We start from the raw sequence: 14178 nt of genomic DNA on the forward strand, positions 1-14178 counted from the left end.
CTGAACACCATCGTATATGGATACCGTCCGCTGGTTCAACCCCGCACCACAACACCGCCACCCGCAACACACGTCGGCCGTCACGAGGCACAGAAGAAACGGCGAGAACTCGATGAGTTCTCGCCGCGTTGCGAGCCGCCGAAGGATTTGGCCGGAAGCCGGGCCGGGGTTCGCACGTCACTCGGGCCTCGCGCAACGCGCACTAGATCCTTCGCTTCGCGCCGGAGATCCGAGACAAGGCAAGGACTGAGCGGCGCGTCGCTCAGGATGACAGAGGAGGGGGTCCGATGCCGCGTTTCTCGAGCCCACTTCAGTGGGCTTCGCGTAGTTCCAGCCGGGGGCTTCAGCCCCCGGCGCTCGCGACACCCGCCGACACCCGCCGTCACACGCCCACCCCCGGCCCCGAGCCTGCGAAGGCAGGCTTCCCGCGGTTGTTGCAGCGGTTTCAACCGCCGGCCCCTGGCACCGCTACCGGCCCATCACCATCCGTTTCACCCACCGGCCCCATCCACCGCCACCGGCTCCCTCACCGGCACCGGGTGGTACAACCGCACGCACTTCACTCGGCGCTCCTCCACCTCTTCCACGCGCAGCTCCCACTCGCCCTCCGCGCCGGGCACGGCCACGACGTCGCCCGCCACCGGGACGCGGCCCAGGGTGCCGAAGACGTAGCCGCCCAGCGTATCGAAGTCGTCCACCGGGAGGTGCAGGAGGAAGCGGTCGTTCACCTCGGAGAGCGAGACGGCGCCGTCGATCAGGGTGTCGCCCTCGGGAGTGGGCTCGAACTCGGGCTCGGCCACGTCGAACTCGTCGTTGATCTCGCCGACGATCTCCTCCAGGATGTCCTCCATCGTCACCAGGCCGTACGTGCCGCCGAACTCGTCCAGCACGATGGCCAGGTGCACGCTCTGCTGGCGCAGCTCGGCCAGGATGTCGCTCACCGGCTTGGTCTCGGGGACGAAGTACGGGGGACGCATCACGGCGCGCATGTCGAACCCGGCGCGCCGCTCGGCATCGCGCAGCAGGGGGAAGAGGTCCTTGATGAGGATCACGCCCACGATGGTGTCGATCGTCCCCTCGAAGACGGGGAGGCGCGAGTGGCCCTCCTCGAAGAAGACGTCCAGCATCTCCTCGAAGGAAGCGCCCACCGGGATGGCGGCCATGGCGGTGCGCGGCGTCATCACCTCGCGCGCCACCGTGTCCGAGAAGCCGAAGACGCCGCGGATCATCTCGCGCTCGTCCTCCTCGATCTCGGTGGGGTCGGCGCCGGCGGCCACCAGCATGCGCAGCTCCTCGTCCGGCTCGGTGAGGTGCGCGAAGCCGGCGCCGCCCAGCCCGAACGGCCGCAGCGCCAGCCGCACGCACCACTCCAGCGGCTTGAGCACGGGCCAGAACACCACCCACAGAGCGCGCAGCACGGGATAGCCCAGCACCGCCGCCACCGGCTCCGCGCGGTGCACGGCCACCAGCTTGGGAACCTGCTGCCCCAGCGTAGCGTGCAGAACGACAACGACCGCGATGGCGATGACGTCCGCGACCGCGGCCGTCGAGCCGAAGACGGGGAGCGCGCGGACGGGACCCAGCAGCGGCACGAGGTGCGCGCGCGAGGCCGCGAGGGCGTAGGTGCCCAGGAGGATGGATACGAGGCTGCGGCCGACCTGGCCGGCGAAGAGCAGCTCCTCCAGCTGGCCGAGCGCCGGAAGGACGCGGGCCGCGCGGGTGTCGCCCTGGCGGACGTGCTGCTCGATTCGGGTGCGGCGAACGGAGAGGAGGGCGAACTCGGCGGCCACCAGGAAGGCGTTGACCAGCACGAGGCCCAGCACTGCGAGGATGCTTAGACCGCCAGGTTCAGGATCCATGCGAGGTGTACGTAGGAAGGGAGCCCGGCCCACCCGGGCTCCCCGAATCGCGCGGAGCGGCCGGCGCGCCGAACCCTCTCGGCGCTATCCCGGCCCTCCGTGCGGCCGCCGCGTCAGGCCGCGGCGGTCTCGGTCTCTGTCTCGGCTTCGGCTTCCGCCTCGAAGCTGACGGCTTCGGCTTCCGCTTCAACCTCGACGGGCGAGTTGGCGATCACCGGGCGGCAGAAGCGCAGCCCGATCCCAGCCAGCTCGTCCAGCTCTTCGCGGGTCAGCGCCGGATAGCGCTCGCCCATGAAGTCCACCGTATCCTTCATCCACTCCTCCTGCTGCTCAGCTTCGGCGCGAAGCACGCCGCAGCGGTGGATGTGGCTGAACAGCTCGTTCCGAGCCTCTTCCAGCGCCGAGGGCGCGGAGGAACGCTGCGGCTTCCGATCACGATCGCGGTTTCTGCTCAAAAGGCCTCCAAGTCGCGAAAAAAGAACCCCTCGCGCGGAGGGGAGAGTGGTGCGTTGCAAATGTATGGTAATATAGCACTTTTTCGGCGTTTTGGAAACTCCGGGGTCCGTCCTTTGCTACCCCCGGCGCGTAAGGAGGTTGCGGCCTCGTGGAAGGAACGTCCGGCGGAGGGGGATGATGGCGCGCGGGGGGATCGAGCGGGGCCCGGTTCGGGAGCGGTGGAGGTGGCCGGTGGCGCGTGCGTGGTGGCACACGCTCGGCCTGCGCGCGTCGTCCGCGGACGTCGGCCCCTACCGCGTGCACTGGGTGGAAGCCGGCGATGCGACCGCCGAGACGCTGGTGCTGATCCACGGCCTGAGCGGATCGTCGCGCTGGTGGCAGCGCAACATCCCGGCGCTGTCGGCGCGCTACCGCGTGGTGGTGCCGGACCTGATCGGCTTCGGGCGCAGCCGCTGCCCCGGGCCGCTGCCCGCCATGCCGGACGTGGCCTCCGTCTTCGCGAAGTGGATGGACGTCGCGCGGACGGGTCCCGTGCACCTGGTGGGGCACTCGATGGGCGGACACCTGGCCGTGCACGTGGCCGCGCGCCACCCGGAGCGCATCCGCCGGCTGGTGCTGGCCGATGCCGCCGGGCTCCCGCGGCCTGTCACCATCAGCTCGGTGGTGCGCTTCGTCTACGAGCTCGCCCCGCCCAAGCAGTGGGGCGACCCGGCCTTCCTCCCCGTCATCTGGGGCGACGCGCTCTCCGCCGGTCCGTTCGCGGTGGCGCAGGGGCTCCGCAACATCCTGCGCGACGACGTGCGCCCGCTGCTCCCCGTGCTCACCCAGCCGACGCTGGTGATCTGGGGCGCGGGCGACGCCGTCATCCCGCTGGAGAACGCGCACGTCTTCCGCGCCACCATCCCCGGCGCGCGGCTGGCGGTGATCCCGCACGCCTTCCACAACCCCATGGTGGACCAGCCGGAAGCCTTCAACCGGCTGGTGCTCGGCTTCCTCGCGGGCGAGCAGGTGGGGGAGTGACGCGTCCCGGCGAGGCGCTGGGCCGCGCCGCCGCGGAGTGGATCGTGACGCGGCGGGTGGAGGTGAACGGGATCGCCGTGCGCTACCGTGAGGCGGGGAGCGGGCCCGCTCTGGTCCTCGTGCACGGCCTCGGCTGCTCGGCGGACTACTGGGTGCGCAACGGCCCGCCGCTCGCCGCCGCCGGCCTGCGCGTCCTCGCCCCCGACCTCCCCGGCTTCGGCCGCACCGACGGCCCCTGGCGCGGCCTGGACATCGACGAGCAGGCGGCGGCCCTCGCGGACTGGGCGGACGCGATGGGGCTGCCGCCGGCCGCGTACGTGGGCCACTCGCTCTCCTGCCAGACCGTCGTGGACCTCGCCGCCGACCATCCCGGCCGCGCCGTCGCCCTCCTCCTCGCCGCCCCCACCGGCGACCGCAGCGAGAAGCGCCGCATCCGCGAGATCATCGGCTTCGCGCGCGACATGTTCCGCGAGCCTCTGTCGCTCGTCCCCTGGATCGCGGAGGCGTACCTGCGCGCGGGCCTGGTGCGGTGGTTCCTGACCTGGTGGAAGGCGAAGCACCACGACCTCTTCGGCACCGCCGCGCGCGTCAGGGTCCCCGCGCGCGTGGTGGTGGGCGAGCGCGACCCGGTGGTCCCGGTATGGTTCGCCGAATCCGTGGCAGCGGCGCTCCCCGGCGCGCGTTGCGACGTGATCCCCCGCGCCGCCCACGCCGTCATCTTCGACGCCGCCGAGCAATTCAACACTGCCATCCTCGACTTCCTCCGCGACACCGGCCACGCCGACCCCGGCCCGCTGCCGAACACGGCGCTGCGGGGGAGGTGAGGGGTGCCTGCGGAGGCAGACTTCCTCGGACCTCTCCACCGACCAGTCGCATTAGTTCGTCTTGCACGCCCGCTTGCAGCGGCTGACGCAGTTACGGGTGCATTTGACTGACCCTTCGTCGTTGCTGGCATAAGATTCACCATATTCCTGCTGCCACAGTTCGGATGTGTAGCGGAACGTGGCAGCGAGTACTGGCGCTTCCTCGGGCTCACTACCGAAACCGCCATCGTGATCGATAATCTCCCCGAAGCTCGACATGCAGTCGTGATAGTAAGCAACCGGATGAAGCATGTGCAGATGCCACATCTCGTCGATATCCCGCGTCGGCGCGATGATAGCTTCCGGATACCTCTGGATGAGCGTCAGGAACTTCTTATACCGGTCGGCAGACTCTACAATCTCACGCGGGCTGCAGCCTGAAAAAAACCCATCCTCCACTCTGCGGGATGCGACAACTAGATCCACGGAGATAGTGACGGGGCGAGTATGGTTGATGGCGCCCGTGCTCATCGGGGAATACCTCCAAAAGTAAATCGAGTGAGTGAAGCGACCTGGCGAACGCCCTCAGGCACAGTTGCACAGGACCGAAATGCGCACAACGCGCGCAGAGCCCGCTCCCGCTGTCCATTTCTGCGGCGGAAGAATGCCCGGCCAACTGATGCCTGCAGCACTTCCGTTAAGTAGCGAAGGGGGCAACCTTACGTCTCATAAACCTCAGAAACCCAGGGCGCGATCGTGTCCGCAATGCCCTTAATCGCCGCACCCCGGTTCTTTGCTCTGGTGACTATCCAGCCGACAACCCCGGATACGGCAGCGAGGATTTCCTTCCAGGGCAGCTTGCTGAGGTCGATGCCACCACTCATTGCACCGAAGCCCTCGGCATTCTGGATGGTAGAAATTGGAGAATTCTTCCCCCGTTCAGCGTCGTAAATTTCTTCCGCGATCTGATTCCGAGCAGCGAGGTACCCTGTTCCCTCGTCCTTGAGCTGCTTCGCCCTGATCTGGACAAGGCGGCGCATTGTAGCAGTGTCTGTCGGTGTACTCATGGGAAGGCTGCCTTATAGTGAGGGCGGTTGCGTCACCCGTCTAATGTATCCGGACAGCCGTATTAGGGCAATTTCTGCCAACGTCACTGAGAGCTGTGTGCCTCATGTGGAAGCTGAGGTGGTGAGAGAGCGAACCGAGGCGGAGATCTTCCTGATGGGCCCGTACCCGGCGGGACCGCTCCACCAGCTGCTCACGTGTGGTCCCAGCCTGAAGGATCCGCAGCCCGGGAGAGAAGGAAGATGGCGGGTTGGTCACGAAGACCGTACAGCCCTCTGCTACTGCGGCCGCGAGTTACAGCGCGTCGGGAGTTCTCGCGCCGCTCTCCGCGTGGAGCTGCGGGGACGATTGGCACATCATTGAGCGACTGCCGGGCGTCGGTCGAACGCACCTCCGCGCAACCACCTCCCCCCTGCCGGATGATCAAAGCCGATGCAGTGCGAAACGCCTCGGCGACGCTGAGCTGCAGCACTCGATTTGAGAGGGTGTCCGAGAAGCTGCGGGAGGCGTCACGCGAGCTGACGAAGTACTCGAGGCCTCCCGTGGCGCTCACCGTCCGCCGGGGACCCTGGAGGCTGACCTCCGTCTCCCACCGCGCTGTCTCCTCTTCGGAGAGCCTGCGTGCCCGGTACGCCTGGATGCCGTCGAGCACGCGAACCCGTACCCGGTACTCAGTGCTTCCACCGTTGATCCTGCGGGTCAGTTCCGCGCGGATTATCTGCCGCAGATCCTCCGACAGCGCGGGTCTGATGGTATCGCGCTGTCGGCCTGTCGAGAAGGTAGGAATCCGGATCGCACGATCGGAGACGCTGTCCCGCGCATCCTCGATCTCGATCGCGGTCACGACCCCGCAGAGCCGCGCCCCCTCCAGTGCGCCCATGCGATTCTGGAGGGGCTGTAGCGTCGTGCCCTTCATGGCACACGCCGCCAGTAAGACAACAGGCCCGAGCCCCAGGAAAATTCGATATCTCACTGGCCGGTAACTGGAGAGTGAAAGGTCACCCAACATCACGGTTAAGCCGCATGCCGCGCCCCGGAAGGCTTCGGCCGCAGAAGGGTGAGGAGCCGCATGTCCCAATTTGGAGGAATCCGGCGGCGCAGTCCAGCAGGCGTAGGTCAGCGTGTCGAGCACGGAACCCACGGACCGTGACGGCGCCGGCTGAGCATCAGTCGTGCGGGCCGACGAGGATGCCGGACTCCCAGAACACACGCGGCGGCTTGTCCTTGGGGCTGTCGCGCCGGAGGGAACGCCTCTCAGGCCCCAGCGCGTTAAGGGTGGTCTCATCCAGAGAAGCCGCCCGCTGAATCAAGCCATCGGCCTCGGCCGCCGTGATCGGCAGGAGCGTCCAGTACTGCGGGTCCTCGCCATCAGTCCAGTCAATCGTCTCGGTGAAGATGGAGACGTACCGCTGCGCACAGCGAGGGCAGGTGAGGAGCGAGACGATGAAATGGGATTCGCCGATCAGCGTTCTCACACGCCTGAGGCCCGCGCGAGCCTCCCACGCCGCGCGTGCTTCCGCGGGCCAGCAATGTTCACAACCGAACGTCTGCGTCTGCATATCCGCTACCTGGCCAGCGTCGTCGCGAGTCCTTCCACGGACACATCATACACACAAGCTGCGCATGATGCCGGGTGAGCTCTCTCTCGTCCAATGAAGCGCCTGCCATCCCGCCCTCAACGCGGCCTCGACATTTCGGCTGTCGTCGTCGATGAGCAGCATTTCATCTCCATGCAGCCCCACGGCCGCCTGGACCTTTGCAAAGAACTCCATGTCCGGTTTCTTTGCTCCGAGGCGCGCGGAGTAGAAGATGCCGTCCACATGCTCCGCCAAACCGAGCTTCTCCATCAGATAGGCGGCTCTCAGGTGTTCTTGATTGGTCGCCAGATACACCCGGATTCCCGCGGAGCGAACCAGCGAGATCTCAGGCAACAATGCTGCGGCCAAACGCGAATCCTTTTCGAACCAGTACGACACGAACTCAGCCGGACTTACATGCGGAGCGATCCTCAGAAGTGCGGTCGTCAGATGCTCCATCAAGCCGGCCCGACCGAGGACGATGTTCGCCCAGGAAGGGGCAAAGAACACCTCATTCAGCATCTCAGAGGTGAGTCCAAGATCCTCTTCGAGCGACGCCTGCCAGTGACGCCCGTCTTCCGGCCGCCCGTCGACTAGAACGCCGTCGACATCTACCATCAGTGCCTTGATCGGCAAGGCTCCCCCCTCATCGACGCGAGTGCTCGTTGATAAGAAGGCGAGTACTCCCACGCGTGCGTCCAGAACTCTGGTGACGATGAACGCATGCTGTCTGAGCCGGCCCAGGATACTTGGGTCGATATGCGCGCGAGACAGGCCTCCGGTTGCTCAGGCGTGGTCACTAACCTGGAGGATTCGCAGCCCAGGGATGTACATCGCGACGGTCTGTCGTTCAGTTCGCGTGGACAACCGTCGACCGGCCAACCACCCTCCAGGAGCGCTCACAAGGCGAGAGGTAATAGTCGTACACCGCCCAACTGCGGCGCTGAGTAGGATGGACTGCATATTCAACTGCCCGGACCCGCCACGGCCCCATTATCCCGACGAGTCCCGTCGGTTTGAGGTTGGATTCAGTTCGGGTCGGCAGCTCAACCGCCAATCCGGAGTACGGCGCCCATTCTGGACACCCCTCGCGCACGCGCTCGCGCTCGGCAGGCGTTTCCAACCCACTCAGGACGCAGCCGAGCGCGCGCTCGAGCGAGTCCTCCGGCACCCCGAGAGATGCGAGGTGCGCGCGGCGCTTCCGTAGCAGCTGTTCATCCGTTGATCCTAAACCTGTTCGCCTTGTCGCTGCGGCCGCACCGAGATGAACGGGTGGGGCAGGATCGATGCGAACCGGCCCGGTGTGCTGCTGGAGAAAGCGCGCCACCACCAGAGAAAACGCGGCGGAGTCCGCCAGCTCCTCCGTTCTCCCGTTCGGTGGAGGATTGAAATCGAAAGCCGCGGCCCAGGCAGTTCCCGCCGTCAATATGACCGCCGCGAGCGTGGCCCGGATCGGCGACCTCATCAAAGTCCCGAGCATTCTCTGTCCAGCGGGTTGAGTGCGCCTGACTAAGCCATCAGCAGGGTACATCTCGCGGTATAGTTCGTCGGTCGACGCCATCGCGGATGGGGTACCGGGGCCACCATCCGGGTAACTCCGGATGCGAGACAGAACCGGATCGGCTCCGTCGGCGGGTGCTGGTGGATGACCTCCGCTCGGAGCACCGGTGCAGCATGTAGGGGGTGCCCCGGTGGTGCGGCTGGATGAAGAGCGAGAACTCCGGGAGCGCCAGGGATGATGCGGCTATGGTAGAATATCGAATGCGTGCATTCCGTTGATCCGATACGCACGGAAGTGCCGGTCGACGGTGAAAATGCGGCGCAGGCTCAACCGTTCGGCGGCCGAAACCAGAGAAGCATCGGCCAGATCCATCGGCGTATCGTGGTACTGCCGCATCAGCACCCGGATGCGGTCCTGCTCCGCTTCGTCGGGTGGATGCAGCATGACCAGATTGTCACTCACATAGCCCCAGAGCACATCCTGCGCAGGGAAGCCGCCGGCACGGCCCAGCAGGTACATGGCTTCAGTGAAGCAGGGCCAGGTGGTGAGCAACGGGCCAGGAGGCAACTTCCCGAGCAGGGCCACACACCGAGAATGGTGGGCATCATCGCGGTCGATGAGCGCCACCAGCGGCCCGGCGTCGCAGAGAGTCACAGGTGACCTGCGCGCCGCTTCGCCTCCAGGTGCTCCACGAAGGCCTCGCCCGCGCCTTCAGACAGCGGTTCCCGCCCTCCACTCGCGATCTGGCCCACGCGGCCGGCGAACAACTCAGCGAGTGTTCGAGCCGTTGGCCCGGACCCGGGCTCGGTGGGCGCGCCCACCTGTGCGGCGATCCACGCTGCCGGGCTAACGCCGCTGGCTTCGGCGGCATCGCGCAACGCCTCGTACACGGGTTCGGGCAGTTCGATGATTCGGCTCATGCCGTAAACCTATGGTGTAGATGCACTGCATTCGTGCGCAGCGGCTAAGGCAAGCCGCCGAACCGCCCAGTAAGTAGACGGCATTCGGCTACGTGCGCAAGTGTCCATTCCGCTACGGGATACCGGTTCGTGGTATCGGGCTCATACGGCGTTGCTACGCGGAACCGCTACAACCGTTCCACCACCGCCCACGCCAGCAGCGGCACCATGATCTCGTGGTGGCCGGTGATGTGGAAGCCGCGGCCGCCGCTGTGGCGCGTGGGGCGCTCCACGACGTTGACGCGCGTGCGGTAGTGCGCCTGCATGTCCAGATTGCAGGCGGTGAACCGGCCCGGCTTTCCCGCGTGGAGGTTGCGCGCGACGGTCAGCGCCTTGAGGAAGACCTCCGGCATCACCACGGCGGAGCCCACGTTGATCACCACGCCTCCTTCATCCAGGCGCGGGAGGGCGCCGGCGAGGCGGCGGAAGTCATGGTGGCCGGTGGCGCCGATGGCGGCGCCGTCCGCGGCGGGGTGCTGGTGGATGATCTCGGCGCCGAGGGCGGGGTGCAGCGTGTAGGGGATGCCCAGGCGGTGCGACTGGAGGAGGAGCGAGAGATCCGGGTACGCCAGATCCTTGCGCTCGTCCAGGTCGCGGGCCAGCGCCTCGCCCATCCCCCACCCCGCGCCCATCCCGCGAGTCAGGGCCGCGTTCATGTCGCGCCCCGTCTCCTCCGCCATCCCGAACGAGCCGTCCGCCAGCCCCGCCTCCACGTCCTCGCTGGTGCCGCCCCAGCGCGCCATCTCGTAGTCGTGGATCCCCGCGGAGCCGTTTGAGGCCAGGTGCGACACGGCGCCGCGCCGCATCAGGTCGATGAGGAGCGGCGCGAGGCCCGTCTTCACCACGTGGCCACCCAGCATCCACACCACCGCGCGCTCGCGACGAACGGCGTCCGCGATGGCGTCGGCGACGGCGAGGAACGACTCGGCCTGGAGGATGTGGGGGAGCGAGGTGAGGAAGGCGGAGAAGGTGCGCTGCGCCGGCTCGGCGGGGACGGGAGCGGCGAACTGCTCCGCGAGCACCTTGTTGGGGCGCCCGGCCACCGGGACGGTGCGCACCAGCGAAAGGTCCGCCTCGGGCGCGGGGCCTGGGGCGGACCTGAATGGAGTGGAGTCGTCGGTCACGTGGAGGGCAGGGTGCGGGTCAGCGCGCGGGCTGGTAGCGTTCCAGGTGCATCGTAAGCGAGCCCACCACCGGCACCCGGCTGCGGATGAGGACCACCACGCGGCGCGCGTCGTCGGTGAAGTGCACCTCCGCCTGTCCGCCCTCGCTGAAGAGGCCGCTGGTCCGGATGCTGGGGCGAACCACGATGGTGCGGAAGCGGCCGGCGGGGACCTCCACCGTCTCTCGGCGCACCACGCGCAGGACGACGGGGTTGCCGTCTTCCTTGAAGTAGTCGCGCAGCGTGTACGTCTTCCCCACTTCCAGCGGCAGCGTACGCACGTGGTACAGGAACGACAGGTCGTCCAGCGGCCGGCTGGTGGGGAGCGTGCCCGTGTCGCCGTTGTCGCGGCGCCAGGTGCGGCGCTCCGGGTTGAAGTCGTAGGTGCGGTCGCGCCGGTAGCGGACCTCCTGCAGCTTCTGGTGGAAGCGGCGCGAGTAGCCCCCCGCCGTGTCGATCCAGGTCTCGTACAGGTCGTTCACGCGCGCGCCGGGCACGCCGCCCTGCACCGTCATCCGCGCGTGGTACGCGGGGCGGCCGTTGACGTTCTGCACCGTCAGCATCTCCAGCGACCCGCGGCCCACGCCGACGCCGGCCAGCCGCACCCGGTACTCCGCCCGCTCGCCGGGGCCGTACAGCCGCTGCGGGTCGGACGCGCGCCCCGCCGCGGCGAGGATCGCCACGCCGAGCACGGCCAGCGCCGCCCTGCCCATCCCGCCTATCGAAAAGAAGTGCATCCCTCTATCGTCGTTTTATTCCGGCTTCGCAGCTCCGGATTCGTTGGTTCCGCGCGGGCCCCTGCGCGACGGGCGCGCACCCTCCGTGGGCGCCGCCCTGGCTGGTTCGGCCTCCACCGGCGCAGGACCGCGGCGGGGTGTGCGGCGCGCCAGGTTCCACACCTCCTTCACCGTGCCCCACGTGCGGAAGCGGGTCTCGCGCTCGCGGCGCGCGTAGCGCAGCGACACCTCCGCGGCGTCCGCCCGGCGCACGTGCGGCGCGACGGCCGCGAGCAGCTCCACGTTGGCGGCGAGCCCCGGGCGCGAAAGGAGTGGCTTCCCCTCGCTTGCGGCCAGCGCCCGCTTGAGCACGGCGACGCGGTACGCGCGGAAGCCGGAGAGCGGGTCGCGGATCTCGCGCGGCAGGGCGCGTCCCGAGAGGAGCCACGGCAGCCCGCGGCGCGCCCAGCGCTCGGCGCGCGGCAGCTCGCGATCCGTCGCGGCGACCACCGTCCCCACCACGTCCGCCCCGCCCTCCACCTTGCGAACCAGCGCGGGGACGTCGTCCGGCGATTCGGTGAAGTCGCCCTGGAGCAACACGGCCACGTCGCGTTTGGGGTGCGTGGAGCGGGCCACGGCCTCGCGAAGGAGGCGCTCGACCGCCGCCGGGTAGCCCATCGTGCGCTCATTGCGGAGCACGGTCAGCGGCAGGACGCGGGCATACGGCTCCAGCACTTCCTGCGTGTGGTCGGTCGACCCGTCGTCCACCACGATCAGGTGGAAGTCGCGCCCGAACTCCGCCATCACCTGGCGGACCTTCCACAGGAGCACGCCCACGGTGGGCGCTTCGTCCAGCGCGGGAATGCAGATGTAGATCACGCCTCGTCCTCGTCCGGTGCCGCGCGCTCGGCGCTTTGTGTCGTGTGGGTACCCTGCTCGGCAGGGGCGGGTTCCGGCGGCGGCTTGCTCTTCCAGCGCCGGTGGAACCAGAAGTACTGCTCCGGCGCCTCCCTGACCTCTGCCTCCAGCCGCGCCGCCAGCGCCGCCGTCAGCGTGCGGACGTCCGTCTCCAGCTCGCCGGTGCGCTCCGTGACGATCTGCTGGCCGGCCACGACGTAGCGCACCGCGCCGCCGGGGAGCCGCCGCGCCACGCACGCGAAGACGGGCGCGCGCAGCTTGAGCGCAAAGAGCGCGGGGCCGCGGTGCGTGCTCGCCGGGCGGCCGAAGAAGGGGACGAAAACGCCCGATCGCCGCGCGTCCTGGTCGCCCACGATCCCCACGATGCCGCCCTTGCGCAGCACGCGGGGCACGCGCGACGGCGCCTCACTCTGGTAGATCGTCTCCACGCCCAGCTTGCGGCGCAGGGCGTCCAGCCGCTCGTCCACCAGCCGGTTCCCCTGGCGCCGAACGATCGCCGCGATGGGGACTCCTCGCGCCGCTACCGCCGCGGCGGCGATTTCCCAGTTGCCGTAGTGGCCCGTCACCAGGAGCACGCCGCGTCCTTCGCCCAGTGCTGCCTGCAGCTTGGGCCAGTCCTCGGTCACGTCCGTTCGCTCGATGACCGCTTGCGGGTCCAGCTTGGAGAGGCGCAGGATGGCGGCGGCTTCGCGGCCCAGGTGCTCGTAGCTGGCGCGGACGGTGCGCTCGATCCCCGCCTCGTCGGCCTGCGGGAAGGCGAGGCGCAGGTTGGACTCGACCACCTTCCGCCGGATCCCCATCCCGTGCACGATGCGCCCCACGCGCCGCCCCACCGCGTCCGCCGCGCCCTCCGGCAGCGTGGCGACAGCGGTTTCCAGCGTCCGTGCGAGGGCGTACTCCACCCGGTGCGTGGCGGTGTGGCGGGGCTCAAGCTTCTCGGTCATCCTTATAGATCCCTAACAGCATCTCACGCGGAGACGCAGAGACGCAGAGGAGAGGCGCGGATTTTTTCTCTCCCGCGTCTCCGCGCCTCCGCGTGAGGCAAGTGGATGCAAGGGAACGAACTGGGGAGGAGGCGCAGTTTAGCACGTGCCGGGGGGTTCGTCTACGCGCGGCCGAGGCGTGCCACCGGCAGAGTAGCGGCCGATGGCGCGCTGGACGCGCTCCAATACGTCCTCGATGGTGATCTGCTCCATGCGGCCGTGGCGTGGATCCCAGTGCGATGGATCGGGCGTGGCGCCGGGCTCCGTGTAGCGGTCGATCCACAGGTCCTCAAAGGCGCGGTACGGGCCCACGCGCCAGGGATTCGTGTGGCCGTACAGCCCGATGACGGGCACCCCGAACGCGCGGGCGATGTGCACCGGCCCTGTGTCCGGCGCGATCACAAGACTGCAACCGGCCAGCGTCCACATCAGGCGGCGGATGCCATCGCCCATCGCCCACACGGGTGGGACGGCGGCGCGCTCGGCGATCTCGCGTGCGAGGGCGTTCTCGCGCTCGCCGGGCCCCCCCACCAGCATCGCGCGAAAGCCGAAGTCGCGCTCGAGGGCGTCCGCGACGGCGGCGTAGCGCTCCGGTAGCCAGTCCTTTTTGCGGTTGGCCGATGCGGGGACCAGCGCGGCGACGGGGCGCCCGTCGAGGGCGCCAAAGAACTCGGCCTGCGCGCGGATTTCCTCGTCCGTGAAGGGGATGCGCCACTCCAGCGGCTCCAGACGCGCCACGCCGAGCACGTCCAGGAACTGGAGGAACATCTCCTGGGTGTGCGCGCGCGGCGTCGGCGGAAGGTGGCGGTTGGAGGCGAGCCAGACGCCCTCGAACGAGCGCGCGCGGTCGAAGCCGATGCGCAACGGGGCGCGCGAAAGGAGCGTGGGCCACACGCTTTTCGTGTACACGTTGAGGTTCAGCGTGACGTCAAAGCGGCGCGCCGATAGCGCCCGCGCAAGCTCCGCCACGCCGCGCACCCCATCCTTTTTCCGGTAGACCACCACCTCGTCGATCGACGGATGGGGATGGAGGACGGGCGCGGGCATCGGCTCCACGATCCAGGTGATGCTGTGGCCCTGATCCCGGAGCGCGTTGGCCAGTGGGAGCCCGTGGATGACGTCGCCCAGACCGGTGAGGAGGACGATACAGATGCGCATC

The 14178-nt window shown here is 68.4% G+C and carries 16 protein-coding genes; 2 read left to right on the plus strand and 14 right to left on the minus strand.

Translation table 11 applies throughout. The features are described 5' to 3' along the window. Positions 1 to 491: 491 nt before the first annotated feature. Positions 492 to 1859 carry a hemolysin family protein gene (locus tag VF647_01995; GenBank protein ID HEX8450835.1) on the minus strand — a complete coding sequence of 456 codons (1368 nt, stop codon included), beginning with the start codon at positions 1857 to 1859 and terminating at the stop codon, positions 492 to 494. 113 nt (positions 1860 to 1972) lie between these two features. Next, positions 1973 to 2314, minus strand: coding sequence for a hypothetical protein (locus VF647_02000; protein HEX8450836.1), 342 nt, complete (start codon positions 2312 to 2314; stop codon positions 1973 to 1975). Positions 2315 to 2489: 175 nt separating this feature from the next. Between VF647_02000 and VF647_02005 the strand changes: the two genes are divergently transcribed. After that, positions 2490 to 3335 (plus strand): alpha/beta fold hydrolase, encoded by an 846-nt coding sequence (locus VF647_02005; GenBank protein ID HEX8450837.1) that lies wholly within the window; start codon positions 2490 to 2492, stop codon positions 3333 to 3335. Further along, positions 3332 to 4159 (plus strand): alpha/beta fold hydrolase, encoded by an 828-nt coding sequence (locus VF647_02010; GenBank protein ID HEX8450838.1) that lies wholly within the window; start codon positions 3332 to 3334, stop codon positions 4157 to 4159. Before VF647_02005 ends, VF647_02010 begins: the two co-directional genes overlap by 4 nt. Before the next feature lie 51 nt (positions 4160 to 4210). Here the strand turns inward: VF647_02010 and VF647_02015 are convergent, their stop codons facing one another. The 12 genes from VF647_02015 to VF647_02070 form a co-directional block, all read right to left on the minus strand. Further along, a complete protein-coding gene (locus VF647_02015; protein ID HEX8450839.1) occupies positions 4211 to 4669 on the minus strand; it encodes a glycine-rich domain-containing protein-like in 459 nt (152 codons plus the stop codon). Between the two features lie 188 nt (positions 4670 to 4857). Next, the gene (locus VF647_02020; protein HEX8450840.1) at positions 4858 to 5178 is read right to left on the minus strand and encodes a hypothetical protein; all 321 of its coding nucleotides are present in this window, start codon (positions 5176 to 5178) and stop codon (positions 4858 to 4860) included. A gap of 218 nt (positions 5179 to 5396) precedes the next feature. After that, the gene (locus tag VF647_02025) at positions 5397 to 6119 is read right to left on the minus strand and encodes a hypothetical protein (protein HEX8450841.1); all 723 of its coding nucleotides are present in this window, start codon (positions 6117 to 6119) and stop codon (positions 5397 to 5399) included. A 250-nt stretch (positions 6120 to 6369) separates the two neighbouring features. Continuing rightward, positions 6370 to 6678: a hypothetical protein gene (locus VF647_02030; protein HEX8450842.1), complete on the minus strand. Its 309-nt coding sequence runs from the start codon at positions 6676 to 6678 to the stop codon at positions 6370 to 6372. A 129-nt stretch (positions 6679 to 6807) separates the two neighbouring features. Beyond that, on the minus strand, positions 6808 to 7416 hold the full coding sequence (locus tag VF647_02035) for an HAD-IA family hydrolase (GenBank protein ID HEX8450843.1): 609 nt from the start codon (positions 7414 to 7416) through the stop codon (positions 6808 to 6810). 1108 nt (positions 7417 to 8524) lie between these two features. Further along, positions 8525 to 8908, minus strand: a complete 384-nt coding sequence (locus VF647_02040; protein ID HEX8450844.1) for a hypothetical protein — start codon at positions 8906 to 8908, stop codon at positions 8525 to 8527. Positions 8909 to 8931: 23 nt separating this feature from the next. Next, positions 8932 to 9201 (minus strand): hypothetical protein, encoded by a 270-nt coding sequence (locus tag VF647_02045; protein HEX8450845.1) that lies wholly within the window; start codon positions 9199 to 9201, stop codon positions 8932 to 8934. 167 nt (positions 9202 to 9368) lie between these two features. Continuing rightward, positions 9369 to 10364, minus strand: a complete 996-nt coding sequence (locus tag VF647_02050; protein ID HEX8450846.1) for a hypothetical protein — start codon at positions 10362 to 10364, stop codon at positions 9369 to 9371. A 19-nt stretch (positions 10365 to 10383) separates the two neighbouring features. Further along, positions 10384 to 11139: a DUF3108 domain-containing protein gene (locus tag VF647_02055; protein ID HEX8450847.1), complete on the minus strand. Its 756-nt coding sequence runs from the start codon at positions 11137 to 11139 to the stop codon at positions 10384 to 10386. Positions 11140 to 11154: 15 nt separating this feature from the next. After that, on the minus strand, positions 11155 to 11997 hold the full coding sequence (locus VF647_02060) for a glycosyltransferase family 2 protein (GenBank protein HEX8450848.1): 843 nt from the start codon (positions 11995 to 11997) through the stop codon (positions 11155 to 11157). Next, complete coding sequence (locus VF647_02065) at positions 11994 to 12980, minus strand: lysophospholipid acyltransferase family protein (protein HEX8450849.1); 987 nt, start codon at positions 12978 to 12980, stop codon at positions 11994 to 11996. The genes VF647_02060 and VF647_02065 overlap by 4 nt, the downstream gene beginning before the upstream one ends. Before the next feature lie 138 nt (positions 12981 to 13118). Then, positions 13119 to 14177, minus strand: a complete 1059-nt coding sequence (locus tag VF647_02070) for a glycosyltransferase family 9 protein (protein ID HEX8450850.1) — start codon at positions 14175 to 14177, stop codon at positions 13119 to 13121. Position 14178 lies beyond the last annotated feature (1 nt).

The organism is Longimicrobium sp. (assembly GCA_036387335.1).
Classification (GTDB): Bacteria; Gemmatimonadota; Gemmatimonadetes; order Longimicrobiales; family Longimicrobiaceae; genus Longimicrobium.

Coding starts and splice junctions, on each gene's coding strand:
- VF647_01995 (HEX8450835.1), bottom strand. CDS start 1,859: ATGGATCCTGAACCTGGCGGTCTAAGCATCCTCGCAGTGCTGGGCCTC.
- VF647_02005 (HEX8450837.1), top strand. CDS start 2,490: ATGATGGCGCGCGGGGGGATCGAGCGGGGCCCGGTTCGGGAGCGGTGG.
- VF647_02015 (HEX8450839.1), bottom strand. CDS start 4,669: ATGAGCACGGGCGCCATCAACCATACTCGCCCCGTCACTATCTCCGTG.
- VF647_02020 (HEX8450840.1), bottom strand. CDS start 5,178: ATGCGCCGCCTTGTCCAGATCAGGGCGAAGCAGCTCAAGGACGAGGGA.
- VF647_02025 (HEX8450841.1), bottom strand. CDS start 6,119: ATGAAGGGCACGACGCTACAGCCCCTCCAGAATCGCATGGGCGCACTG.
- VF647_02045 (HEX8450845.1), bottom strand. CDS start 9,201: ATGAGCCGAATCATCGAACTGCCCGAACCCGTGTACGAGGCGTTGCGC.
- VF647_02055 (HEX8450847.1), bottom strand. CDS start 11,139: ATGCACTTCTTTTCGATAGGCGGGATGGGCAGGGCGGCGCTGGCCGTG.
- VF647_02065 (HEX8450849.1), bottom strand. CDS start 12,980: ATGACCGAGAAGCTTGAGCCCCGCCACACCGCCACGCACCGGGTGGAG.
- VF647_02070 (HEX8450850.1), bottom strand. CDS start 14,177: ATGCGCATCTGTATCGTCCTCCTCACCGGTCTGGGCGACGTCATCCAC.